Source organism: Providencia hangzhouensis, assembly GCF_029193595.2.
Classification (GTDB): domain Bacteria; phylum Pseudomonadota; class Gammaproteobacteria; order Enterobacterales; family Enterobacteriaceae; genus Providencia; species Providencia hangzhouensis.
This window is the reverse complement of record NZ_CP135052.1, coordinates 1,730,926-1,754,704: the sequence shown is the minus strand read 5'-3', so window position 1 is coordinate 1,754,704 and position 23,779 is coordinate 1,730,926. Positions and strand designations below refer to the sequence as shown.

Sequence of the window (23,779 nt, the reverse complement as noted above, 5' to 3'; positions counted from 1 at the left end):
TGCCAATATTTAGTTAAAACCATCAGGCCTTGCCTGATGGTTTTTCATTTGTGGGGATTTTTTATTGAGCACAGACTTGCCATTAAATTATCTCACTCATTAAATACACCTGTTGATAAATAACGGTCTCCTCGGTCACAAATTACTGCCACAATGACCGCTCCAGGGTTAGCTTTCGCCACTTTTAACGCACCGGCAACCGCTCCACCCGAGCTCACTCCACAAAAGATGCCTTCAACTTTAGCTAAAGCTCTCATAGTCTCTTCAGCTTCTTGCTGGTTTATATCCAGTACACTATCAACTAATGAGCCATCAAAAATACCGGGTAAGTAACCTGGTGACCAACGCCTAATACCCGGAATTTGGCTTTTTTCCGCAGGTTGTAACCCAACAATATGGACATCATCTGACTGGGATTTTAAATAGCGGCTTACCCCGGTAATGGTCCCGGTGGTTCCCATACTCGATACAAAATGGGTAATGCGACCATTGGTTTGCTGCCATATTTCAGGGCCTGTTGTTTTAAAATGAGCTAATGGGTTATCAGGGTTGTTAAATTGGTCTAAAACTTTCCCCTCACCTCTTTGTTCCATTTCCTTAGCCAAATCGCGGGCACCTTCCATACCAACAGCCGTACTCACTAAAATGAGTTCTGCACCATAGGCTTGCATTGAAGCTTGCCGCTCTTTGCTCATGTTATCTGGCATGAGTAATTTCAGTTTGTAGCCTTTTACTGCGGCTATCATCGCAAGCGCGATACCTGTATTTCCACTAGTTGCTTCAATTAGCGTATCACCTGGCTTAATTTCACCCCGTAATTGCGCTTCATTAATCATTGAAAATGCCGCGCGATCTTTCACTGAACCTGCGGGGTTATTACCTTCAAGTTTCACCCAAATTTCAGCTTCAATCCCTTGTGTTAAACGCTGAAGCTTTACTAATGGGGTATTACCGATAAATTGTTCCAGAGCCGACACTTTACCATCCTTATAATTTTTATATATAAATAAGAAAGAATAGAGATAAGATATTACCCCAATATTGATATGTGAAAATTGAAATCTCTTCACATTAATATTAGAAAAATAGATTATCTTAATTACTATTTCTGATATAGCTAATTGATATATTATATTACAATAAGTTTATAGAATTACCAGTTATATTTCATATAAAAATATGATAAATAAATCTTTTATATCAATTGGTTATGGTGGATTTGATCATAAGGGGAAATAGACTAAATATTTTTAATATAAAGTCTAATCATCGGTCATATACCTAGAAAGTAATAGAAAAGATAACACCAATAATATATTTATTAGTGTTATAAGTTATTGAGTTTTATATTCATGCACTTTCAGCAAGTTGTGGGAAAATTAACGCCTGATCTCCTTGATAGATCTTTGCCTGCTGGCTACCTAAAAAGTAACGTTCACCTCGCGTTGGTATCGTTTTTTCGGACTGCCAAATCACTGACAAAGGCTCTTTCCCCCAACCTAATGGTTGAACGGTTAATTGCCAAAAATGCCCTCTTGGCCCCGATTCCGTAATTCTAACAGGTAAACGGTGCTGTTCATCCACTTCAGCTTGTAATGAGATATCCCAGGGACGTAAAAATACGTCGACTTCACCTTGTTGAACACTGGTATGGTTAAGGGGGAATTCATAGCCATCTATATTTAATGTTGAACCTTTGATGTGGGCAGAAATTTGGTTCACTTCCCCCATGAATTCAAGCACAAAACGGGTTTCTGGGCGCTGCCAAATATCGCTCGGTGTGCCAACTTGCTCAATATGACCTTGGCTCATCACCACCACTCTGTCTGCAACTTCCATGGCTTCTTCTTGGTCATGAGTCACAAAAACACTGGTAAATTTTAATTCATCATGTAATTGACGTAACCAACGGCGTAATTCAATACGCACTTGTGCGTCAAGCGCACCAAAAGGTTCATCTAATAATAAAATTTGTGGATCAACGGCTAAAGCCCTTGCCAGTGCCACTCGCTGTTTTTGCCCCCCTGAAAGTTGCGCGGGGTAACGTGAAGCCAGATGGGCGAGTTGAACCATTTCCAGCAATTTTGTTACTTTATCTTTAATAGCCTGAGCTGATGGGCGCTGCTTTCTGGGTAAAACCGTTAAACCAAATGCCACATTATCAAACACTGTCATGTGGCGAAATAGTGCATAGTGTTGAAATACAAAGCCAACACGCCTATCTTTCGCATGGATTTTACTAACATCGTGACCATGAAAGCGCAATAACCCCTGACTTTGTTGTTCAAGCCCAGCAATAATCCGCAATAAGGTTGTTTTTCCTGAACCGGAAGGCCCTAATAAGGCAACCATTTCACCCGATGCAATATCCAGTGAAATATCGCTGAGTACTTGGGTTTTACCAAATAACTTACCGATTTTTTCAATTTCAATACTCATGATTAATGGACTCCTGATTCAGATTGCTGGCGACTTAAATGCCACTGCAATGCGCTTTTAAGTATTAAGGTGATAATTGCCAGCAGTGCTAAGATCCCTGCGGCCGTAAACGCCCCTACTGTATTATAATCCTGATGCAATAATTCAACTTGCAATGGCAAGGTGTATGTTTCACCACGAATAGCTCCTGAAACCACCGAAACCGCACCAAATTCACCGATTGCACGGGCGTTAGTTAAAACCACGCCATACAATAATGCCCAGCGGATATTGGGCAATGTCACACGCCAAAACATCTTCCATCCTGACGCTCCCAGTAACACCGCGGCTTCATCTTCTTGGCTACCTTGGCTTAACATCAAGGGCACTAACTCACGTACGACAAATGGACACGTTACAAAAATGGTCACTAACGCCATACCTGGCCATGAAAACATTAGCTGGATATCAAAACCTTCAAGCCACCCACCAAACCAGCTGTTCGAGCCATAAAAAAGTAAGTACAGCAAACCCGCAACAACAGGTGAAACCGCAAACGGGATATCTACCAAGGTGAGTAATAATTGGCGACCAGGAAATTGAAACCGTGTCACTAACCACGCCATCATGGTGCCAAAAACTAAATTTACAGGAACGGTAATTAAAGCAATTAATACTGTTAAACCAATAGCGTGTAGCATATCTGGGTCTGCCAAATTCAGTAAAACGGCATCTAACCCTTTTTGAAATGCAGTAATAAATATCCAAACAATTGGAATCACTAATAGTAAAAACGAAAACAATAAACCTATCGCAATTAGTAGCCATTTCCCCCAGTTAATTTGGGTACGGCTAGTAGTGTGAATTGGTGTAATTTGCGCCATTACTTGCCCCCCAACCGTTTACCAAAGCGGCTTTGTACTAAATTAACACTAAATAGAAGTAACAATGAAACCGCTAAAATAACTGAGGCCACAGCACTGGCTGCCGGGTAATCAAATTGCTGTAGCTGACTAAAAATCATTAATGAGACAACTTCGGTTTGCCACGCAATATTACCCGCAATAAATATAATGGCACCAAACTCGCCTAAACTCCGTGTAAAGGACAAAACCGTTCCGGCTAATAAGGCCGGTGAAAGCTCTGGCAGTATCACTCGACGAAAAGTTTGCCAACGGCTCGCACCTAGGGTTTGAGCAGCTTCTTCGTATTCAGGGCCTAGCTCTTCCAACACAGGTTGAACCGTACGCACAACAAACGGAATACTGGTAAAAGCCATCGCAACCGCAATTCCCAGCCAAGTATTGACGACTTTAATATCAAACTGGTGCAGATATTGCCCATACCAGCCCGAGGTTGCAAACAGGGTTGCCAATGTCAGCCCCGCTACCGCAGTAGGTAATGCAAAGGGTAAATCTACTAAACCATCTAAAAACAAACGCCCAGGAAAGCGATAACGCGTTAAAATCCACGCTAATAACATGCCAAACACCGCATTAAACAAACTTGCGACTAATGCAGACAGTAACGTCACTTTGTACGCGGCAACCACTTGCGGGTAACTAATGACAGCCCAATATTGCTGCCATGTCATTTCCGATAATTGGATCACCAAAGCGCTCATGGGTAATAGCAAAATCAAGCAGGTATAAAAAAGGCTGCTACCTAGCGTTAGCCCAAAGCCTGGCAAAAAACGCTTTCCTGAACGATTCATTAACGGCGCCCTTCAGCCATTAATTGGTCAAATTCCCCACCGGTGGCAAAATGAACGTCCATTACTTTTGGCCAGCTCTCAAATTGTGATTCAACCGTAAACAACTGAGTTTCTGGGAATTTATCCTTATTCGCACTCATCACCGCTTTGTCATTCACTCGATAATTGTACTGAGTGATGATTTCTTGGGCCTGTGGGCTATAGAGATAATTTAAGTAAGCTTTAGCGACATCTTCAGTACCATTTTTTTGTACATTTTTATCGACCCAAGCGACGGGAAATTCCGCTAAGATATCCACCGGCGGTACAATAACTTCGTAGTCTGATTCACCATACTGAGAGCGAATATTATTCACTTCTGATTCAAAACTAATAAGGACGTCACCGAGCCCCCGTTCAATAAATGACGTCGTCGCGCCACGCCCACCGGTATCAAATACTTCTACATTTTTCAGAAACTGTTTCATTTGCTCACGGGTTTTTGCTTTATCATCTTTATTTTCTTGATTAAAAGCGCCCCATGCCGCAAGGTAGGTATAACGGCCATTTCCTGAAGTTTTTGGGTTCGGGAAGATTAATTTAACATCTTCACGGACTAAATCATCCCACGTTTTAATCCCTTTAGGGTTTCCTTTACGAACTAAAAACGCCATTGTTGAATAATAAGGCGAGCTATTATTTGGTAAGCGAGCTTGCCAGTCTGCAGGGATCAAATTCCCTTTGTCATGCAAAATTTGCACGTCCGTGACTTGGTTATAGGTCACCACATCCGCTTTCAGCCCTTGTAAAATAGCCAGAGCTTGCTTTGATGAGCCGGCGTGTGATTGTTTAATTGTGAGTTTGTCGTCAGGGTGGGCTTCATTCCATTGTTTTTCAAATGAAGGGTTCAACGCCACAAATAATTCACGGGCAATATCATAAGAGCTATTAAGCAGTTCAGCTGCAACTAATGGTGAGCTTCCGAGTAATGATACCGTTGCCAAACTCGCTAGTGCTGTTTTTTTCAAAAATGATTTTTTCATTCCACACCTATTCGTAACTAAACCCAAATGACTGACATTGGAACCACTGTATATGTTTTGGTTATAACTGTGTAGCTATCAATCACCTTTTTATATATCAAATTAGAATAACAAAGAAATGAACGTCATAAGCAGGAAAATTAACTGATTTTTTAATTAGTTAGTGATATGAATGCGTTTCATTTTTAAGTTTAGCGAAGCAAAGACACCTTAAACATTTTCCCCCTCTCTCTTTTTTATACACATAATACACACTTTAAATATTGTAAGCACTCTTCAGAGTGTGTATTATGTGTATATCAGTTAACGAAATGGAGGGATCGTGCAAAGTTCGGAACTGATAAACATACTGCAAAAAAACGGTTGGAAACTTGAAAGAATAAAAGGAAGTCACCATCAGTTTTCCCACCCACATTTTTCAATTGTAATTACTGTTCCGCATCCACAAAAAGATTTAAAGATAGGCACACTAAATCACATTTTGAAGGCTGCGAAACTAAAACATTAAATAAGAAAAGCGTTCACGCATGAGCGCTATCTTTAATGGAGATAACCTAATGCTTTATACCGCCTTTATTGAAATTGATAATGATGGCAGCGCAAGTGGCTGGTTTCCTGATATTGAAGGATGTACATTCGCGGGCAGCAATATAGAAGAGGCTTACGCAGAAGCAAAATCAGCAATTGATGCTCATTTTGAATTATTGAGTGAAAAAGGCTTTGAGATCCCATTATCGAAATCTCAGCAAACGCTATTGAACCCAATACAACCTGAATATGCGCATGGGATATGGTTATTTGTGGATGTCGATATGGATAAATACGATGGCCGTACTGAGCGTATTAATATCACCTTGCCGCATCGTTTATTACATCGTATTGATGCTTTAGTGAAGGTTAATCCTGAATATGGTAGCCGTAGTGGTTTTATTGCTGCTGCAGCTCGTAAAGAATTAAAAAAAACCGATTAATACATTGAAAATAATAGATTACATAAATAATTATCAATCGCCGCATCCTTGCGGCAACTTATTGATCAAAGAGACGTCAATGTCTCAATCGACGGAGCATAGTAATAACTCCCCGAAACGGCTTTCGTCATACGCAGCAAATCATCGTATTTGCCATCTTTTTCACCAAACATGCTGAGTAACTGCTGTTCAATATTGTGTAACCTTGCACAATAAGCGATAAAGAATAAGCCATGTTTGCCGCTTGCTGTACCATATGGCAAGCTGTGACGCATGACTGAAAGCTCTTCACCCTCTTCTTCTATCACCACGCGTGAGACATGAGAGGTGACATTGCGCGCATCTTCATCTAATTCAACGCTATCTTTTTTCGTACGGCCAATCATTTTTTCTTGTTCATGTTCCGAAAAACGATCCCATTTTCGTAAATCGTGTTCATAGCGTTGGACTAAAACATAGCTTCCGCCTTTATCTTCACCGTCTTCAATTAATGTAACCTCTGAAATTTCTTCCCCCTGCGGGTTCTCTGTTCCATCAATAAAACCACTTAAATCTCTGTCATCTACCCAACGGAAGCCATGAATTTCTTCAACCACAGAGATAGATTTACCAAATGCTTTTAAAGCAGCTTGTGCTAAAGAAAAATTAATATCGTGGCGCAGTGATTGAATATGAATAAACATATCCCGTTGAGTGGCGGGAGCAAGCCCTTTACCCAGAGTGCGAAATGGTTTCAATTCAGGAGCAGTATTTGCCTTACCGAGCTGTTTCCAGATATCAGAGCCAAACGCGATAACTGCACCAAGGCGATCATCTGGATATTGCGCTTGTAATTTGGTTAAAGCCTCGACAAAGCTTTTACATCCAGACTTAACTTCATCCAGAGATCCCTCTTGCACTTGCGCTTCAATAAAAATACCAAAACGGCTATGTTCTTTCAAAATACCACTTTGAGAATGAGACATACGGTAAACCTCGTAAAATGAATATGTTATATAATCTATTTTTTATATAAGCGATTTTAACATCTTATCTTATCGCTATGATGTTCACCTTGTTTTAACGCAAGGGAATATAGGTTTCCGGTCTATTATAAGAAAGAAAATTTAAGAAAGGGTAAATTTCTTTGAAAACAAGGAAAAAGAAACACTAATGGAAAGATATCGCCAGTATAGATAGCCCTGGCGATATTATTAACGAAATGAGATTATTTATGCCAAATAATTTGCGAGATTTTCCATGTTTTCAGGTCATCATCTGAAGGCATTAAATCTTCGGGCCCTTGCCATTTACCTGTAAAACGGTAAACCACTTTACTTGATTGCGGTGAATTACATTCAATGGTTGGAACGTCATTGACTCGCTCGCCTAGACCGCAAATACCGAATGCTTTTTGATAAATTTCACTAAATTCAGTACCCACTGTTGGCCCCCATTCAGTTGCAATATCGGGGTCACTCACTATAATTCGTGATACATAGCCGTGCTCTGGGCCAACTATTTCTAATTTTACTTCATTATCATCCATTCCTTGGAAAATTGTGACCACATCCCCATTTTCCATTTGCATACCACTGCGTAATGTATAGCGGTCATCAAGTTGTTTCTTAATGATATCCGCTTGCATTGGTGTAAAACTAGTCACTTGACCAAGTCCTGAGCTAGAAACCACCAGTGGGCCGCTAAACCAAGTCGATGGCGAAAAGAATTTCACACCCGCACACCCTGATAACAGAACTGTTCCACAGAGTAGAGAAGCCTTCAACAACGGCGATAATCCATTATTTCTATTCAACTTTGCATGTTGGGACATATCATCCTCTTTTATGAGTCGCATAATGCATATTGTGACAATCTATTTATCAAAACATTCCCATGAATAGTTAAATAAATAGTCAATTAACTTAAAAATCCGTTTCGTGCGTTAATTTTTTCGAATAAATTAAACGTTCAGGTTGTTCTTCTTCATACAACATTTTTTCAAACATACAGATAGCAGCATCAGATTCTTCACTCACTAACAGCTCGATTCTTCCGCAGCCTCTGGCGATCAGCTTTTTTTCTAGTCTACTCACTAATGCATTCGCAATACCACGGCCACGGTATTCAGGGTGAACGGCAAGGTAAACAGCAGTACCACGAATGCCATCATATCCCCCCATAATAGTGCCAACGACTTCCCCGGCAACTTCAGCCACTAGAAATAAGTCTGCTCCACACTGTAATTTGCGTTCAATATCGAGTTCAGGATCCCCTGAAAATTCATTAAGAGAACAACGCTCCCATAATGTCAGGACGTCTTCATAATCACTTTGTCGAAAGACTCGTATTTCCATCTCATTTGCCTGCTTAAACTAATCTTTCTGCCATTATCTCTGCTTTTGCCACACAATCAATATTCAATATGCCTTTCTTCGAGCAAAAGGGTATACTTTAACCATTATTTTTTACCTATGGTTCTATTATAAAACAATGAATTACCCAGATATTGAACGTGTAAAAACCTATTTGCAAAGCTTGCAAGAGGCTATTTGTCAAAAAATCACTGAGCTAGATGGTAAGGAAACTTTTCTAGAACAAACATGGGAACGCTCTGAAGGTGGTGGGGGTCGTAGCCGAGTATTAACCAAAGGGGCATTATTTGAACAAGCTGGGGTTAATTTCTCTCATATTAAAGGAGAAAAATTACCTGCATCTGCTTCAGCCCATCGCCCTGAACTTGCTGGTCGTAGCTATCAAGCAATGGGCGTCTCTCTCGTCATTCACCCTCTAAATCCTTACATTCCGACAACCCATGCTAATGTCCGTTTCTTTATTGCTGAAAAAGAAGGTTGCGAGCCTGTTTGGTGGTTTGGTGGCGGTTTTGATTTAACCCCTTTTTATGGCTTTCATGAAGATGTCATCCACTGGCACACTGTTGCTCGTGATTTATGCCGCCCTTATGGTACTGATGTTTATCCTAAATATAAAAATTGGTGTGATGAATACTTTTTCCTGAAGCATAGAAATGAACCTCGTGGTGTGGGTGGGCTATTTTATGATGACCTTAACCAAGGGGGTTTTGAATCCTGTTTTAACTTCACTCAAGCCGTTGGTAATGGCTTTTTAGATGCCTATGTGCCGATTGTTGAAAAACGCAAAGATCATTCATGGGGTGAACGAGAGCGTCAATTCCAATTATATCGCCGTGGTCGTTATGTCGAATTCAATTTGGTATGGGACAGAGGTACATTATTTGGCTTACAAAGTGGAGGCCGAACAGAATCAATTTTAATGTCAATGCCACCACTTGTCCGCTGGGAATACGACTATCATCCTGAACCTAATAGCCAAGAAGCTGCTCTCTATACTGAATTTTTAATCCTAAATAAAGAGTGGGTTTCGCCATAATTAATAACATTAGTTTATAAATTAAGGTAGAAAGATAACCGTTCTACCTTTCTAATATAAAATAACAGAAATTGATTTTAAAGCTTATATATCAACTAGTTACAAAATTATCACAACAGATTATGATTCCATTTCACCCAACTGAATGGAGTTATAATATGAATCAAATTTTAGGCCGTTCTTTACTCTCACCTTGCTTATTAGCCAATTTAGTGACTAAAGCAGGTCATACTGACTTAAAATCAACGCTCACTCATATCAATGATATTATGAGCCGAACCTATTCACATGAAGATGCATTATTTCATCGCAATAATCTTTCATCTTGCCCTATAGATACGACAGGAAAGCGCTATAACCGTTTTATTCGTGATGCTCAGCGCCCTATTCCACATAAACATCACTGGCATTCTGACCTGCCAATTTGTGAACGTTCAGGGCTTTCTCCAGATAGTCATATGCCACATGATGACTATGCGGTAATTATGTGCGAAGAAGACACTCAAGCACCATCAAAACCCGCTGGGCAAGTATTTAATTCAATTGGTGTTATTCGTACCTTTTTCAAGGAAAAATTAAATATTGACCAAATTTTTGGCTGTTCTGCTGATATTAATGCGGTTATTCATTATGGAACAAACTACGCTAACGCATTTTGGAATTCTCAAGCTATTTTCTTTGGTGACGGGGATGGAATCGTTTTTGGCCCATTCTATAACGACATTGATATAATTGCTCACGAACTTGCTCATGGTTTTATTAGTTCAAAAGCTAATTTTAGATATTCTTTCCAGTCTGGTGCTCTTAATGAGTCTGTCGCAGATGTACTTGGGATTATGGTCAAACAATATTTAAATAATGAAACAGCCAATACCTCTAATTGGCTACTTGGGGAAAATTTATTTATTGACCAAATAAATGCACCTGCCCTACGTTCGATGATAAATCCAGGCGACGCTTATTATCTTTCTGATGAGGTCAGAGATCCACAAGTTGGCCATATGTCTCAATATCAAGATTTACCTATTTTTGTTGATAATGGCGGCGTACATATTAATTCAGGCATTCCAAATAGAGCCTTTTACTTATTAGCTAAGAGCCTTGGTGGCTATACGTGGGATATCGCCGGTAAAATTTGGCTGGAAGCAGTGTCTGACAATAGAGTGACAAAAAAAGCGACATTTATCGAATTTGCTGATGCCACGATCCGTGCAGCTAAGAAACTGTTTGATGATAATATTGCGCAAAAAACACAACAGAGTTGGTTAGATGTTGGGCTGATAGTAAACCTGTAATAAAATATATCGCTAGATAGCATTAAACCATTTGAAATTAATTTTTCTGTAAAATACAAAGGCCGATAATAAAGAGCATTAATCAACTCTTTTATTCAGCCTTATTCATTAAACCTGCACGTTAACGTTTTTTCTTTTTTCTACCTGGTTGTGTAAACTTTTTACGTGTCGGGTTTTCTGTTTTTACTTTGGGTTTACTTGGCGATGCTTGCTTTGTATTACCTTTATTAGCAGAAACTGATTTCTGTGTTTTTTTCGGTTTAATATCTGACTCAGATTTTTCCATCATATCAAATAATTCAATTAATTCATCATCTGTTAAGTCTCGCCACTCCCCGACAGGAATACCAGTCAACCTAACATTCATGATGCGAACGCGTTCAAGTTTAGTGACTTCAAAACCAAAGTGTTCACACATGCGACGAATTTGACGGTTTAACCCTTGCACAAGAGTAATTCTAAAAACAAATGGAGCTTCTTTCTTAACCTTACATTTTTTAGTCATTGTGCCAAGAATCGGTACTCCAGCCCCCATTCCACGGATAAATTCATCTGTAACAGGTTTATTGACAGTAACTAAATATTCTTTTTCATGGGAATTCCCTGCCCGTAAAATTTTATTCACCAAATCCCCATGGTTTGTGAGGAAAATCAACCCTTGAGAGTCTTTATCTAAGCGGCCAATTGGGAAAATTCGGGTACTGTGATTAACATAATCAACAATATTATCTTTTTCACCACTCTCTGTCGTACTGACAATACCGACTGGCTTATTCAGAGCGATTAACACTAAATCTTCTTCATTACGCGGCTCAATTAATTGCCCATTAACTTTTACCACGTCACCAGAAAAAACTTGGTCGCCTATTCCTGCACGCTTACCATTAATAAATACATTACCCTGCTCAATATAACGGTCAGCTTCACGTCTTGAGCAAATACCACTTTCACTAATATATTTGTTTAAACGTGTAGAAGAACGAGTGTCCATAATTTCCCTCAATCTTTAATTCTTCCCCCTGTCCGTCATGATATATTTTGATAACGTAAGGGCGATATTTATTCTTAAAGTATCAATCTAAATAATATTAAAAAGCCGTAACATAATGGTTTTGTTACGGCTTTATGCATTTATACAGTCAACTAAACCTACATTAGTGCCTTATTAACTAACGTTTTTTCAAATGCTGCATTAAACGCTTGCGCTTACGTAATTGAGTTGGCGTTAGCTTATTTTTCTTATCTGCATATGGGTTTTCACCCTCTTTAAACAGAATTCGAATTGGCGTTCCCATCACTTGTAATGAACGACGGAAGTAATTCATTAAATAACGTTTGTAGCTGTCTGGTAAATCAGAGACTTGGTTACCATGGATCACAACAATCGGTGGGTTATGCCCCCCAGCATGGGCATATTTCATTTTAACACGGCGCCCACGAATAAGCGGCGGTTGGTGCTCATCTTCTGCCATCTTCATGATGCGCGTTAATAATGCCGTTCCCACTCGACGAGTTGCAGATTCATAAGCTTCTTGCACTGATTCAAATAGGTTACCCACGCCACTGCCATGCAATGCAGAAATAAAGTGAATGCGTGCGAAATCAACAAAACCAAGACGCAGTTCAAGCATATCTTTCACGTGCTCGCGGTCCTCGGGCTTCATACCATCCCATTTATTAACCGCAATAACTAATGAACGACCTGCATTGAGGATAAAACCAAGTAAAGATAAATCTTGGTCTGAGATACCTTCGCGTGCATCGATAACTAATAATACGACGTTCGCATCTTCAATCGCTTGTAATGTTTTAATTACAGAGAATTTTTCGACTGTTTCAGTAACTTTACCGCGTTTACGCACACCAGCCGTGTCAATTAGAATATATTCACGCTCATCGCGTTCCATTGGAATATAAATGCTGTCACGGGTTGTGCCTGGCATATCAAACACAACAACCCTTTCTTCACCCAATATACGGTTGGTTAATGTCGATTTACCGACATTCGGACGACCAACGATGGCTAATTTAATCGGTAATGTTGTTGGATCGAAGTCATCTTCTTCGTCTTCATCAAGCTCACCTTGAGCTTCTAACTCTGCCCAATATGCCGCATTTTCTTCTTCTTCGGTCAGCTCGACTTCTTCTTCATCTTCAGCAACAAAAGGCTTTAACGATTGTTCTATTAACTGAGTGACACCGCGGCCATGTGATGCAGCGATAGGATGAATTTCCCCTAAACCAAGAGAGTAAAAATCCCCGATTGCTGTTGTGACATCAATACCATCTGTTTTGTTTGCCACTAAATAAGTTTTTTTCTTGCGGCTACGAAGATGTTTGGCAATGCCTTCATCCGCAGGCATTAGCCCTGCTCTTGCATCGACCATAAACAGAACAATATCTGCCTCTTCAATTGCTTGCAAGGACTGTGCGGCCATGTGCGTTTCTACACCTTCCTCAGTCCCATCGATACCACCCGTGTCGATAATAATGAATTCGTGACCTTCAACTTCTGCACGACCATATTTGCGATCACGAGTCAGACCGGGAAAGTCCGCTACTAATGCGTCACGGGTACGGGTTAAACGGTTAAATAACGTGGATTTTCCTACGTTTGGACGCCCTACCAGCGCTACGACGGGTATCATTCTTAGATGCCTCACAACTTTTATTAACTAAAGGAATTCTGAGGCTTTAACTCAGAAAACAAAAAACGAAACGGCTCCTGTGTTCAGGAACCGTTGATTTTATCGATAAATTGGCGGTTTGTCAGAAAATTAACGTGTTAACAGGTAAACTGTTCCGTTTTTTGTCTGAACCATTAGTTTATCACTTGCAACCACTGGGCGACTGTGAATACCAGAGCTGTTTAATTTGTTTTGTGCAACAAACCCACCCGTACTCATGTCTAACCAATGCAGATAACCTTCTTTGTCACCGACAACAAGATAGCCATTATACATTTCTGGTGCAGATAACCCGCGGTTTAGTAAGTCTTCCTGTGTCCACAGCGTCACACCATCGCTTTTACGAACAGACAATACGCGGTCACTTTGGTCAACGAGGTACAGGTTTTCACCTGACATTACCATATCATTGATTGAGCCCAGTTCACGTTTCCATAGGATTTGACCTGAACGCATATCCAGTGCTGCCAATGTGCCATTATAAGCAATCGCATACACTTTGCCGTCATCAATAATTGGTGTCATATCGACATCGTTTAAGCGGCCGATTTCTGTCGAACTGGTCACTTGCGAAATGCGTTGCTGCCAAATTAATTGGCCTTGAGACAATAACACTGCACTGACACGACCGTTATCCCCCCCCACAATCGCAGCACCAAAGGCAACTGCTGGAGCAGATTCACCACGTAATGACAACGATGGGGTATCCATGTTAACAGTCCACTTGATTTCCCCGCTATTGACGTCTAAAGCTTGCAGTTGACCATTACTGGTATGAATAACAACAAGGTCATTACTCACTACAGGTTTAGAAAGGGCTTCACCTGCAACTTCGACATCCCAAGCGACTTGACCATCTTCTTTGTTAAGAGCGATAACTGTTCCACGCTCAGTACCCACAAAGATTTTGTCGCCATCAACAGTTAAACCACCGGATAATAATGCAGATAAATTAGCAGAAAGAAAACCCGTTCGTTTAGATAAATCTACCGACCATAGTTCTTTACCACTGTCGAGTTCAAAGGCTTTAACTAAACCTTTTCGGTCTGCTGCATAAACGGCTGAGCCATCCCAAACCGGTGATAATTCAGAATAAAATTGTTCAACACCATTTCCAACAGATTTATCCCAAACAATTGATGGGGTGAATTGATTTTCAACCTGTGGAAGTGGCGCCATAATAATAGAATCAGTTTCGCTGGAACAACCGGCAAGTAAAGCTGAAGCGACTAGGCCAACTAAAAGTGTTTTGCGCAACTGCATGTTTGTCGTTTCCTTTCTTCTTATGAATTAGATACGTTGTTCAACTTCAGAGTCAAAATACCTCTAATAGATTGAGAGCCTTCACTTTCTAACCCCTGAGTGTAAGCGGCTTTTGCGCCTGCTTTATCACCCTTGTGGAGTAAGGCATCGCCACGGACATCCTGTGCCGTTGCTTGCCATGACTTACTTTTAATATTTGCCACTGACGCTATCGCGCCATCAGCATTACCTTGAGCCAATTGTACTCGTGCTAAACGCAAGTTAATTAAATCTTGCATATCCACAGTTTTTGCTTTGGTTAATGCATTGGTCAATGCAGTTTGTGCGTTAGCTAAATCACCTTTATCCACTGCAATTTGCGCAAGCTCTAAACCCATCATCGCACTGTATACGTCGTCAGTTTCAGCCGCGAATTTTTGCGCCGCAGCAATAGCCTGATCTGAACCCGAACGTAATTGGGCGTTTACTGTTTCAAATTTTTGTGCACTTTCTTGCAGTACATTGGTTTTATGGGACTGCCAGTAGTTCCAACCAAATACACCACCAACGCCAATGACGAGACCAATAACTAATGCCACGCCATTATTCGCAAAAAAGCGTTTAATCGCATCGACTTGATCATTTTCGTTTGTATAGACTTCCACTTGTCTCTCCTTAACCTAATAATTCGGCGATGCGTGACGCCATAAGTTGCTGCGAAATAGTTTCTTGTACGCCAGTACGTAAGTCTTTCACTGTGACTTGGTTATTTTTAATTTCATCTTCCCCCAAGATCAGTGCAATTTTAGCGCCTTGTTTGTCCGCTCTTGCTAACTGTTTCTTGAAGTTACCACCACCGTGGTTAGTCATTAACCGTAGTGTTGGTAGTGCATCACGGACTTTTTCAGCCACTAATATCGCTGCTTGTTGGCTATTTTCGCCAAAGGAAGCGAGATAAACGTCAGCGACTGAAGCATCCGCTGTAAATTCAGGATTCACTTCTTGGACTAATAACACCATGCGTTCCATACCCATGGCAAAACCAACCGCAGGTGTTGCGCGACCGCCTAATTGTTCAACTAGGCCATCATAACGGCCACCCGCACAAACTGTGCCTTGTGAACCCAGCGCCGTGGTTACCCACTCAAAAACAGTACGGTTATAGTAGTCAAGACCACGAACTAAACGTTGATTTACGCGGTATTGAACCCCAGCAGCTTCTAACAACTTGCATAAGCCATCAAAGTGCTCACGTGATTCGACATCAAGGTAATCAAACAGTTCAGGTGCATCATTCAATAAAGCCTGAATTTCTTGATTTTTTGAGTCCAAAACACGTAAAGGATTTGTGTACATCCGGCGTTTGCAGTCTTCATCCAGCTTATCTTTATGCTGTTCTAAGAAAGCAACTAAAGCCTCACGGTAATTAGCACGCGCTTCTAATGAACCAATCGAGTTCAGCTCTAATGTTACATGCTCACTAATTCCTAACGCTTTCCACCAGCGCGCTGTCATTAAAATAACTTCAGCATCGATATCAGGGCCTGCAAGACCAAAAACTTCAGCCCCTAACTGGTGAAATTGACGATAACGACCTTTTTGTGGGCGCTCATAACGGAACATTGGGCCTAAATACCACAAACGCTGTTCCTGATTGTACAGCAAACCATGCTCAATACCTGCACGTACACAACCTGCGGTATTTTCAGGGCGTAATGTCAGACTTTCATCGTTACGGTCATTGAAAGTGTACATTTCTTTTTCAACGACATCCGTCACTTCACCTATCGCTCTGCGAAATAGCGGGGTCTGCTCTACAATCGGGGTACGAATTTCACTAAAACCATAACCCTGTAAAATATTTTTTAATGTTGCCTCGATTTTCTGCCATACACGCGTGTCAGCTGGCAAGTAATCATTCATGCCGCGAATGGCTTGGATATTTTTTCCCACTTTATTTCTCTATTTTCAGAATTACATTAGTTTGATTATAAGAGCGAAATATCATCTGGTTCAATCAACAAACACCAATTACTGATACTAATCGGGATTTATCTGTTAATTTGTACGGTGAGCGACCGATTTTAGAAAAAAATGCGGATAATTGATATAGCGTTTGTTCTAAATACGCCAAACGACTCTATGAGTCGCTTGGCATTAGAATACACAAAATTAATCTTTTAAGTTGACTTCAATCCGCTTGCTTTCATCCATCATCGCTGCTTTTGCTCGAATTTTAGCCTCTAATTGGTCGATGATGTTGTCATTATCAAAGCGCTCTTTTTGACGTTTACCGTCTTCATAGAAACCACTCTTGGTTTTTGCGCCTGCAACACCTAGCGTAGAAACTTCCGCTTCACCGGGGCCGTTGACCACACAACCAATAATCGACACATCCATTGGCGTAATGATATCTTCTAAGCGCTGTTCTAACTCATTCACCGTGCCTATCACATCAAATTCTTGCCGTGAGCAGGTTGGACAAGCAATAAAATTAATGCCACGCGAACGAATACGCAGTGATTTTAAAATATCAAAACCGACTTTAACTTCTTCAACAGGGTCTGCAGCCAAAGAAATACGCAGAGTATCACCGATACCTTCAGACAGTAACATTCCTAAGCCAATCGCTGATTTTACGGAGCCTGCACGTGCGCCACCCGCCTCTGTAATACCTAAATGCAGAGGTTGATCAATTTTATTTGCTAATAAACGGTAAGAGCCGACAGCTAAAAATACATCAGAAGCTTTTACACTGACTTTGAATTGGTCGAAATTCAGCCTATCTAAGATGTCCACATGGCGCATTGCCGACTCAACTAAGGCTTCAGGTGTTGGTTCTCCGTACTTCTCTTGAATGTCTTTTTCAAGGGAACCGCCATTGACCCCAATACGAATAGGAATATTGTAATGGCGTGCGCAATCAACAACTTGGCGAATTCTTTCTTCACTACCAATATTACCTGGGTTAATACGCAAGCAATCAACACCGTACTCTGCGACTTTTAATGCAATACGATAGTCAAAATGGATATCAGCCACCAGTGGAACGCTAACTTGCTGTTTAATCAATTTAAATGCTTCAGCAGCATCCATGGTAGGAACAGAAACACGCACGATATCAACACCCACGCGCTCAAGGGATTTTATTTGGCGAACTGTGGCTTCGACATCAGTTGTACGGGTATTGGTCATTGACTGGACAGCGATAGGAGCACCATCGCCTACAGGTACGCTACCTACATTAATACGGGTGGATTTACGTCTTTTTATCGGTGATTCATTATGCATTTTGGTTTAATTCTCCGAACGTCCATGTGCTCTTTGTTACCGTGGTACTTTTTGTGCCTATAGTACTCTTTGTTACCGTGGTATAGTTTTAACGATTATTTTTATACGCTCAACTATACACAAGAAAGCAAACCATAGCCTATCAAAAAAGATGTTTTCGGATATAGTTTGCTTCTTTTTGCCTATTTGTTTTTAGGCTTCAGGTAACTTCAATTTTGCTGGACGTTTCGCTTTAATAAAACGGCTTAAATCAACAGCGTTACCTTGGAACTGTACCGTCACATTCGCCGGCGCACCAATATTCAGACGATAAGGTTGCGGACCATCAAGTTCCAGCTTATCCCCATTATTTTTGGTACCACTGAATAAAATTTTATTATTCGCATCACGAATTTCTAACCAACACTGCCCAGTAAAATTCAAGACCAGAGCTTGGCTACTCACTGCAACAGGTTCAGTCGTTTCTGTATTTTGTGTTCTGTCTAATGCAACTGAAGATTGTGGTGCATTCGGTAATGGAATTGTTCTAACTGGCTCTGTAACAGAGTCAGCCGTTAATACGGGCTCTTGGCCTTGTAATTCAAGTGTATTTTCCTGTGTAACAGGCGCTGTATCCGTTGAGACTATCTCTGTTGAAGCCGGCAATTCAACGGGGGTTGTGCTGTTATCTTGCTGAGACAAAATCAAATCATTTTGATTTGCCATTGAAACTAATTCATCTTTTTGTGCGTTATGATCTTGCCACCACCATACACCAACCATTGCAATGAGGACGATCACAATCAACCAAGTCAGTTTCATTAACCAACCTTCGCGCTTTTTACGCTTTTTCCCTAAAGAATAGCTTTGCATAGGAGAAACTTTGGCTAATGTGACGGGCTCTTCCGTTTTCATATACGTTTTTAATTCGCTTTCTGGTATACCTACCATGCGTGCATAAAGGCGAATATAACCACGTAAAAACGTCGGTTCTACACCAGCGGGAGCAATATCTTGTTCTATCTCTTTTACCGTACTGATTTTAAGGCATAATCGCTCTGCAACAACATCTTGGGTTAGCCCCATGCGCTCACGTGCTTGCGTCAATAATTGTCCTACTGTCGTCGTAGTCTGTTCGGTATTATTTTCGATAGTCATTTGCTGGCAACACTATTTCCAAGTTAAAAATATATAAAGCAAGCATTGAGCAGCTTTACTCGTCAATAATTTATCATCATGTTGAAACAACAATTAAATTTTTCTTATTGCTTCTACTATTGTAGGTGAACAAAGGCGTTTTGCCTAACTCTAAAACGCCCTAAACCATAACTTAATTCACTGATTCAAACATATTTATAAATCAGACTGTTTTTACCTTGATAGGTTCCCCTGCTAAGCGTTTTTTCAACGTTCGTTTTGTTCTGTCGATCACATCGCCAGCAAGTTGCCCACAAGCTGCATCTATATCATCACCGCGTGTTTTGCGTACTATCGTAGTAAAACCATATCCCATCAATACTTTACAAAAGCGGTCAATACGACTATTCGAACTTCTACCGTATGGCGCTCCAGGGAACGGGTTCCATGGAATTAAGTTGATTTTGCTCGGTGTATTTTTTAAACATTCCGCTAATTGATGAGCTTGTTCAACACTATCGTTCACGTGATCTAACATCACATACTCAACGGTTACTCGTCCTGCATTGGCATTCGATTTCGTTAAATAACGATTCACACTGTTGAGAAAGGTTTCAATATTGTATTTTTTATTAATTGGAACGATATCATCGCGGATATCATCTGTTGGCGCATGCAATGAAATCGCTAACGCGACATCAATCATATCCCCTAATTTGTCCAGTGCAGGTACAACACCGGAAGTGGAAATCGTGACACGGCGCTTAGATAAACCAAAACCGAAGTCATCTAACATAATTTCCATCGCAGGGACGACATTATTCAAATTCAGTAATGGTTCACCCATTCCCATCATTACAACGTTGGTAATTGGACGGCGTCCACTGGATTTCAGTGAACCAATAATTTTTGCAGCTCGCCAAACCTGGCCAATGATTTCCGAAACACGTAAGTTACGGTTGAAGCCTTGTTGCGCCGTGGAACAGAATTTACACTCCAGCGCACAACCAACCTGTGAAGAGACACACAATGTTGCACGATCTGCTTCTGGGATATATACAGTTTCAACCAGTTGGTCACCCACTTTGATAGCCCACTTAATGGTACCATCTGATGAGCGCTGTTCGTCAGCGACTTCCGGTGCACGGATTTCCGCGACTTCTTTTAGTTTTGCTCTAAGAACTTTATTAATATCGGTCATTTGGTCAAAATCATCATAGCAATAATGATAGATCCATTTCATGACCTGATCCGCACGGAACGGTTTTTCACCCATTTGGGCAAAGAACTCACGCATTTGCTTGCGGTTTAAATCAAGTAAATTGGTTTTTTGATTCGTTTTTTCTGGCGTGACAGAAATAGCAGAAGAAGTTGCACATTGTGCATCTGTCGTCATATCAGACATGGTGTATTGCCTCGTTGTTACACTTTCGGCAGTGCTAGTAATGAGTATAGCACGACGTAATTTTTGCAGTCTTAAAAATATAATCGCCCCGCTAATCATAGCAGGGCGTCGCATTGTACAAACTTTATAACAATAATGCTAATGCATTAGTTAAAGAAGTCTTAGCGTGGGCAGATTTCATCAGCAGTGAAGAAATACGCGATTTCACGAGCAGCAGATTCTTCAGAGTCTGAACCGTGAGTTGCGTTTTCAGTGAAGCTGTCTGCGTAGTCTGCACGTAAAGTACCTGCTAACGCGTTATCTGGGTTAGTTGCGCCCATCAGGTCACGATGACGTTGGATTGCATTTTCACCTTCTAACACTTGCAGCATGATAGGGCCTGAAGTCATGAATTCAACCAGACCTTCAAAGAAAGGACGGCCTTTGTGTTCAGCGTAGAAGCCTTCAGCTTGCTCACGAGTTAAATGCATCATTTTAGCAGCGATGATTGTGAAACCCGCGCTTTCAAAACGGTTGTAAATTGCACCAATAACGTTTTTCTTCACAGCGTTTGGTTTAATAATAGAAAATGTACGTTGAACAGTCATAAATAACCTCTTAGCGATTCATTAGGCCTTTATTCTTTATTCTTCCCTGTAACTTAGGATGCAAGAACTTAAAATAGGCATGTTGTAGTTTTTTATATTATTTCTAATTCTATTGTTAGGCTTTTAAACTTCAAAAGCAACCATATCTAGGAAAAAGAAAAATAAGGCGATGATTATAGGGGCTCTGATTACAATTTCCTACAGTCACAACAACATTTTGTTAAACTTTTTATAGCAAAAAACACTATTTTTTCGGGTAAGTCACGTTTTTCATCTATTACTTCACTCTAAAACTCATTGCCGTCACTTGGCCGCTTAAATCCAATACTGAAATTTGGTAGTTTCCACTTTTATCGAGTGTCAGCAAAATAGAACCATTTTGCTCTGTTGTGTTCACCTGTTCTCCATTTAAGAACCACCATTTCTGCCCCTGCCCACCCTGTGTGACTAAACGCAAATCTAAACTGGTTTTTCCTGGCAAGCGCTGTAATACTTCACCATCACGTATACCGGAAATCAATAATGGCGGCGTTTCTAACTTCAATGGAGGGCAAGCTAAATCTGCTTTAGGTAATCGATTTTCCCGTTTTTCACTACTCGGTAACCATGACTCCACCGTGATCGGCCATAAATGTACCTCTTTTTCCTGTGCATTCGGGCAATCTGCCGCCACTTGTAGCCCTTTGTTATTTACCCAGATTTTTTGTCTTAACCCTAAGAGTGACTCTTGGTCTCGTGCCATTAAAGTGGGTGGGATCGTATTATCCAAGATCCAACTTAGGCGCCTTTGGCGGCAATTATTATCATCTTTCAGTAATGCCGTTCCTCCCGGCCAGCAAATCACTGCTTGGCTAACACTGGCAGGCTTCACATCTTTCGGTAACGGTTCATGAGATAGGTAAATTTTGCTCAGTAACATTCCATTGATTTGATTCATAATCGGGATAGCAGTGGCAACGCCTAGCTGCCCTGCAACAGGCGTTGCATCCGGTCGTCCGACCCAAACGCCGATGGTATAACGCGGATTAACACCAATCGCCCACGCATCTCGATAACCATAACTGGTTCCCGTTTTCCATGCTAAATTAAGTTGCCCTGATAAATTAGCCTCAGGAACAGGGCGTGCTTCCCCGCCCATAATACGGCGCACTATCCACGCGGCTCCCGGTGACATCAGCGCTCTATCGCGAATTTTATCGGTTGGTTTAAAACGTAGCGGCGACACATTACCTTTTCTCGCAAATGCGCTGTAAGCGGAAACCAAATCTTCCATCCGTGTGGCTGTGCCGCCTAAAATCAGCGACAAGTTTGGTTCACTCCCTAACGGAAAGCGCAGCTCAGTCCCAACATTACGCAGTTGAGCCGTAAATCGTTTACTACCATACACATCTAATAACTGAACCACGGGTAAATTTAATGAACGAACGAGTGCATCACTAACACTCACTGGCCCATTAAAACCACTGTCAAAGTTCCCCGGACGGTAATCATTAAAGCGCCTCGGTACATCTTGTAATAACGACTCCGCATGGATGAGCCCGTCATCCATCGCTAATGCATATAAAAAAGGTTTTAACGTTGAGCCTGGAGAGCGCCAAGCGCTAATCATGTCCACATGACCAAAACGGCTATCATCTTGGAAATCAATTGAGCCAATATAAGCTTTTACTGCCATATCCGTATGATCAACCACCAAAATCCCCAGTGAAGTTTGTTTTGGTAGTTGGTTTTTCCAATTCATTGCCATGTCTTCCAGTTGCCTTTGCAAACTGGCGTCGATAGTGGTTTCAATGATGGGGTCTTGCGTATTTTTAGTCACACGCCTTGCAAGCAAAGGAGCAGAATGCGGATTCTTCCGCGGTGCTAGCCAAATTTGTTCTTGTTTAATATCGGCAACTTTTTCAGGGCTCCAAACTTGGTATTCCTCTAACCTGTCTAACACCTTATCACGAGCGGCTTGTGCCCTTTGTGGATAACGGTCTGGCCTTAAACGGCTAGGAGCTTGAGGTAGAACAGCAAAGAGAGCCGCTTCACTCGCCGTCAATTTTGCTGGTGACTTATTCAAATATACCCAGCTAGCGGCTCCAATACCTTCAATGGTTCCACCATACGGAGCGCGGTTTAAATACATTTCTAAAATTTCATCTTTTGAGTAATGATACTCAAGCTGAGCCGTACGCCAAAGCTGTTTCAGCTTACCGCCCAATGTTCTTTCATGGGGATCAATTAACCGTGCAACTTGCATCGAAATGGTACTACCGCCCGACACAATACGCCCTGAACTCACAAACTGCCCCGCAGCCCTAACTAGTGAAAACGGGTTTACCCCCGGATGGCGATAAAAATGGCGGTCTTCATACGTTAATAACGCTTCAATAAAATCAGGAGAAACCTCATCGAGTGTAACCGGAAAGCGCCAAATACCTTCTTTGTCTGCAAAGCGCCACAATGGTGTGCCATCCGCAGCAACCACAGTTCGAGCCATTTCAATTTGCTTAATCGGCAACGGCCATATTTTATCAGCCGCTAGAAAAGCCAGTGGCAAAATAATGACCAACAGAACCAGTGCAATGCCTGTGCGGCGTAACCATTTTTTCATTGATGGGAGTACCGAAAATAAATTAAAAGAGCCCTTATACTT

Annotated in this window: 22 protein-coding genes; 4 read left to right on the top strand and 18 right to left on the bottom strand. The window is 41.1% G+C overall.

What is annotated here, in order from left to right; translation table 11 throughout:
- Positions 1-92: 92 nt before the first annotated feature.
- The 5 genes from cysM to PZ638_RS07665 all read right to left on the bottom strand — a co-directional run bounded on the left by cysM (position 93) and on the right by PZ638_RS07665 (position 5,154).
- Positions 93-977, bottom strand: coding sequence for a cysteine synthase CysM (cysM, locus tag PZ638_RS07685; RefSeq protein WP_036958988.1), 885 nt, complete (start codon positions 975-977; stop codon positions 93-95).
- Between the two features lie 373 nt (positions 978-1,350).
- Entirely contained in the window at positions 1,351-2,439 is a 1,089-nt protein-coding gene (gene cysA / locus PZ638_RS07680) for a sulfate/thiosulfate ABC transporter ATP-binding protein CysA (protein WP_206277523.1), read from the bottom strand.
- A 2-nt stretch (positions 2,440-2,441) separates the two neighbouring features.
- Positions 2,442-3,302: a sulfate/thiosulfate ABC transporter permease CysW gene (gene cysW / locus PZ638_RS07675; protein WP_004264881.1), complete on the bottom strand. Its 861-nt coding sequence runs from the start codon at positions 3,300-3,302 to the stop codon at positions 2,442-2,444.
- Complete coding sequence (cysT, locus tag PZ638_RS07670; RefSeq protein ID WP_004264883.1) at positions 3,302-4,132, bottom strand: sulfate/thiosulfate ABC transporter permease CysT; 831 nt, start codon at positions 4,130-4,132, stop codon at positions 3,302-3,304. The genes cysW and cysT overlap by 1 nt, the downstream gene beginning before the upstream one ends.
- Complete coding sequence (locus PZ638_RS07665) at positions 4,132-5,154, bottom strand: sulfate ABC transporter substrate-binding protein (protein ID WP_094961725.1); 1,023 nt, start codon at positions 5,152-5,154, stop codon at positions 4,132-4,134. Before PZ638_RS07665 ends, cysT begins: the two co-directional genes overlap by 1 nt.
- A 322-nt stretch (positions 5,155-5,476) precedes the next feature.
- Between PZ638_RS07665 and PZ638_RS07660 the strand changes: the two genes are divergently transcribed.
- Together PZ638_RS07660 and PZ638_RS07655 are read left to right on the top strand one after the other, a co-directional pair.
- Entirely contained in the window at positions 5,477-5,662 is a 186-nt protein-coding gene (locus PZ638_RS07660) for a type II toxin-antitoxin system HicA family toxin (RefSeq protein WP_094961724.1), read from the top strand.
- 49 nt (positions 5,663-5,711) lie between these two features.
- Positions 5,712-6,125, top strand: coding sequence for a type II toxin-antitoxin system HicB family antitoxin (locus PZ638_RS07655; RefSeq protein ID WP_094961723.1), 414 nt, complete (start codon positions 5,712-5,714; stop codon positions 6,123-6,125).
- 65 nt (positions 6,126-6,190) lie between these two features.
- On the opposite strand, the gene PZ638_RS07650 is transcribed toward PZ638_RS07655, so the two are convergent.
- The 3 genes from PZ638_RS07650 to PZ638_RS07640 form a co-directional block, all read right to left on the bottom strand.
- On the bottom strand, positions 6,191-7,090 hold the full coding sequence (locus PZ638_RS07650) for a Dyp-type peroxidase (RefSeq protein WP_164455474.1): 900 nt from the start codon (positions 7,088-7,090) through the stop codon (positions 6,191-6,193).
- A gap of 242 nt (positions 7,091-7,332) precedes the next feature.
- Positions 7,333-7,938 (bottom strand): RpoE-regulated lipoprotein, encoded by a 606-nt coding sequence (locus PZ638_RS07645; protein WP_050763802.1) that lies wholly within the window; start codon positions 7,936-7,938, stop codon positions 7,333-7,335.
- A gap of 91 nt (positions 7,939-8,029) precedes the next feature.
- The gene (locus PZ638_RS07640) at positions 8,030-8,461 is read right to left on the bottom strand and encodes a GNAT family acetyltransferase (RefSeq protein WP_004264887.1); all 432 of its coding nucleotides are present in this window, start codon (positions 8,459-8,461) and stop codon (positions 8,030-8,032) included.
- A 136-nt stretch (positions 8,462-8,597) separates the two neighbouring features.
- Between PZ638_RS07640 and hemF the strand changes: the two genes are divergently transcribed.
- Positions 8,598-9,515 carry an oxygen-dependent coproporphyrinogen oxidase gene (gene hemF, locus PZ638_RS07635; RefSeq protein ID WP_004264888.1) on the top strand — a complete coding sequence of 306 codons (918 nt, stop codon included), beginning with the start codon at positions 8,598-8,600 and terminating at the stop codon, positions 9,513-9,515.
- Between the two features lie 158 nt (positions 9,516-9,673).
- Positions 9,674-10,810, top strand: coding sequence for a M4 family metallopeptidase (locus PZ638_RS07630; RefSeq protein ID WP_164455470.1), 1,137 nt, complete (start codon positions 9,674-9,676; stop codon positions 10,808-10,810).
- A 121-nt stretch (positions 10,811-10,931) separates the two neighbouring features.
- On the opposite strand, the gene rluF is transcribed toward PZ638_RS07630, so the two are convergent.
- The 10 genes from rluF to pbpC form a co-directional block, all read right to left on the bottom strand.
- The gene (gene rluF / locus PZ638_RS07625; RefSeq protein WP_094961720.1) at positions 10,932-11,801 is read right to left on the bottom strand and encodes a 23S rRNA pseudouridine(2604) synthase RluF; all 870 of its coding nucleotides are present in this window, start codon (positions 11,799-11,801) and stop codon (positions 10,932-10,934) included.
- A 178-nt stretch (positions 11,802-11,979) separates the two neighbouring features.
- Positions 11,980-13,458, bottom strand: a complete 1,479-nt coding sequence (gene der / locus PZ638_RS07620) for a ribosome biogenesis GTPase Der (protein WP_094961719.1) — start codon at positions 13,456-13,458, stop codon at positions 11,980-11,982.
- Positions 13,459-13,587: 129 nt separating this feature from the next.
- On the bottom strand, positions 13,588-14,760 hold the full coding sequence (gene bamB, locus PZ638_RS07615) for an outer membrane protein assembly factor BamB (RefSeq protein ID WP_094961718.1): 1,173 nt from the start codon (positions 14,758-14,760) through the stop codon (positions 13,588-13,590).
- A gap of 20 nt (positions 14,761-14,780) precedes the next feature.
- Complete coding sequence (locus tag PZ638_RS07610) at positions 14,781-15,404, bottom strand: YfgM family protein (RefSeq protein WP_272674783.1); 624 nt, start codon at positions 15,402-15,404, stop codon at positions 14,781-14,783.
- 10 nt (positions 15,405-15,414) lie between these two features.
- Positions 15,415-16,692 carry a histidine--tRNA ligase gene (hisS, locus tag PZ638_RS07605; protein ID WP_004264894.1) on the bottom strand — a complete coding sequence of 426 codons (1,278 nt, stop codon included), beginning with the start codon at positions 16,690-16,692 and terminating at the stop codon, positions 15,415-15,417.
- Positions 16,693-16,911: 219 nt separating this feature from the next.
- Positions 16,912-18,030 carry a flavodoxin-dependent (E)-4-hydroxy-3-methylbut-2-enyl-diphosphate synthase gene (ispG, locus tag PZ638_RS07600; protein WP_004264895.1) on the bottom strand — a complete coding sequence of 373 codons (1,119 nt, stop codon included), beginning with the start codon at positions 18,028-18,030 and terminating at the stop codon, positions 16,912-16,914.
- Positions 18,031-18,222: 192 nt separating this feature from the next.
- A complete protein-coding gene (gene rodZ, locus PZ638_RS07595) occupies positions 18,223-19,167 on the bottom strand; it encodes a cytoskeleton protein RodZ (RefSeq protein ID WP_110591955.1) in 945 nt (314 codons plus the stop codon).
- Between the two features lie 202 nt (positions 19,168-19,369).
- Complete coding sequence (gene rlmN, locus PZ638_RS07590) at positions 19,370-20,551, bottom strand: dual-specificity RNA methyltransferase RlmN (RefSeq protein WP_004912645.1); 1,182 nt, start codon at positions 20,549-20,551, stop codon at positions 19,370-19,372.
- Between the two features lie 161 nt (positions 20,552-20,712).
- On the bottom strand, positions 20,713-21,138 hold the full coding sequence (ndk, locus tag PZ638_RS07585) for a nucleoside-diphosphate kinase (protein WP_004264899.1): 426 nt from the start codon (positions 21,136-21,138) through the stop codon (positions 20,713-20,715).
- 277 nt (positions 21,139-21,415) lie between these two features.
- Entirely contained in the window at positions 21,416-23,737 is a 2,322-nt protein-coding gene (pbpC, locus tag PZ638_RS07580) for a peptidoglycan glycosyltransferase PbpC (RefSeq protein WP_206277525.1), read from the bottom strand.
- Positions 23,738-23,779: the final 42 nt, after the last annotated feature.

Coding starts and splice junctions, on each gene's coding strand:
- cysA (WP_206277523.1), bottom strand. CDS start 2,439: ATGAGTATTGAAATTGAAAAAATCGGTAAGTTATTTGGTAAAACCCAA.
- cysW (WP_004264881.1), bottom strand. CDS start 3,302: ATGGCGCAAATTACACCAATTCACACTACTAGCCGTACCCAAATTAAC.
- cysT (WP_004264883.1), bottom strand. CDS start 4,132: ATGAATCGTTCAGGAAAGCGTTTTTTGCCAGGCTTTGGGCTAACGCTA.
- PZ638_RS07665 (WP_094961725.1), bottom strand. CDS start 5,154: ATGAAAAAATCATTTTTGAAAAAAACAGCACTAGCGAGTTTGGCAACG.
- PZ638_RS07655 (WP_094961723.1), top strand. CDS start 5,712: ATGCTTTATACCGCCTTTATTGAAATTGATAATGATGGCAGCGCAAGT.
- PZ638_RS07650 (WP_164455474.1), bottom strand. CDS start 7,090: ATGTCTCATTCTCAAAGTGGTATTTTGAAAGAACATAGCCGTTTTGGT.
- PZ638_RS07645 (WP_050763802.1), bottom strand. CDS start 7,938: ATGTCCCAACATGCAAAGTTGAATAGAAATAATGGATTATCGCCGTTG.
- PZ638_RS07640 (WP_004264887.1), bottom strand. CDS start 8,461: ATGGAAATACGAGTCTTTCGACAAAGTGATTATGAAGACGTCCTGACA.
- hemF (WP_004264888.1), top strand. CDS start 8,598: ATGAATTACCCAGATATTGAACGTGTAAAAACCTATTTGCAAAGCTTG.
- PZ638_RS07630 (WP_164455470.1), top strand. CDS start 9,674: ATGAATCAAATTTTAGGCCGTTCTTTACTCTCACCTTGCTTATTAGCC.
- rluF (WP_094961720.1), bottom strand. CDS start 11,801: ATGGACACTCGTTCTTCTACACGTTTAAACAAATATATTAGTGAAAGT.
- der (WP_094961719.1), bottom strand. CDS start 13,458: ATGATACCCGTCGTAGCGCTGGTAGGGCGTCCAAACGTAGGAAAATCC.
- bamB (WP_094961718.1), bottom strand. CDS start 14,760: ATGCAGTTGCGCAAAACACTTTTAGTTGGCCTAGTCGCTTCAGCTTTA.
- ispG (WP_004264895.1), bottom strand. CDS start 18,030: ATGCATAATGAATCACCGATAAAAAGACGTAAATCCACCCGTATTAAT.
- rodZ (WP_110591955.1), bottom strand. CDS start 19,167: ATGACTATCGAAAATAATACCGAACAGACTACGACGACAGTAGGACAA.
- rlmN (WP_004912645.1), bottom strand. CDS start 20,551: ATGTCTGATATGACGACAGATGCACAATGTGCAACTTCTTCTGCTATT.
- ndk (WP_004264899.1), bottom strand. CDS start 21,138: ATGACTGTTCAACGTACATTTTCTATTATTAAACCAAACGCTGTGAAG.
- pbpC (WP_206277525.1), bottom strand. CDS start 23,737: ATGAAAAAATGGTTACGCCGCACAGGCATTGCACTGGTTCTGTTGGTC.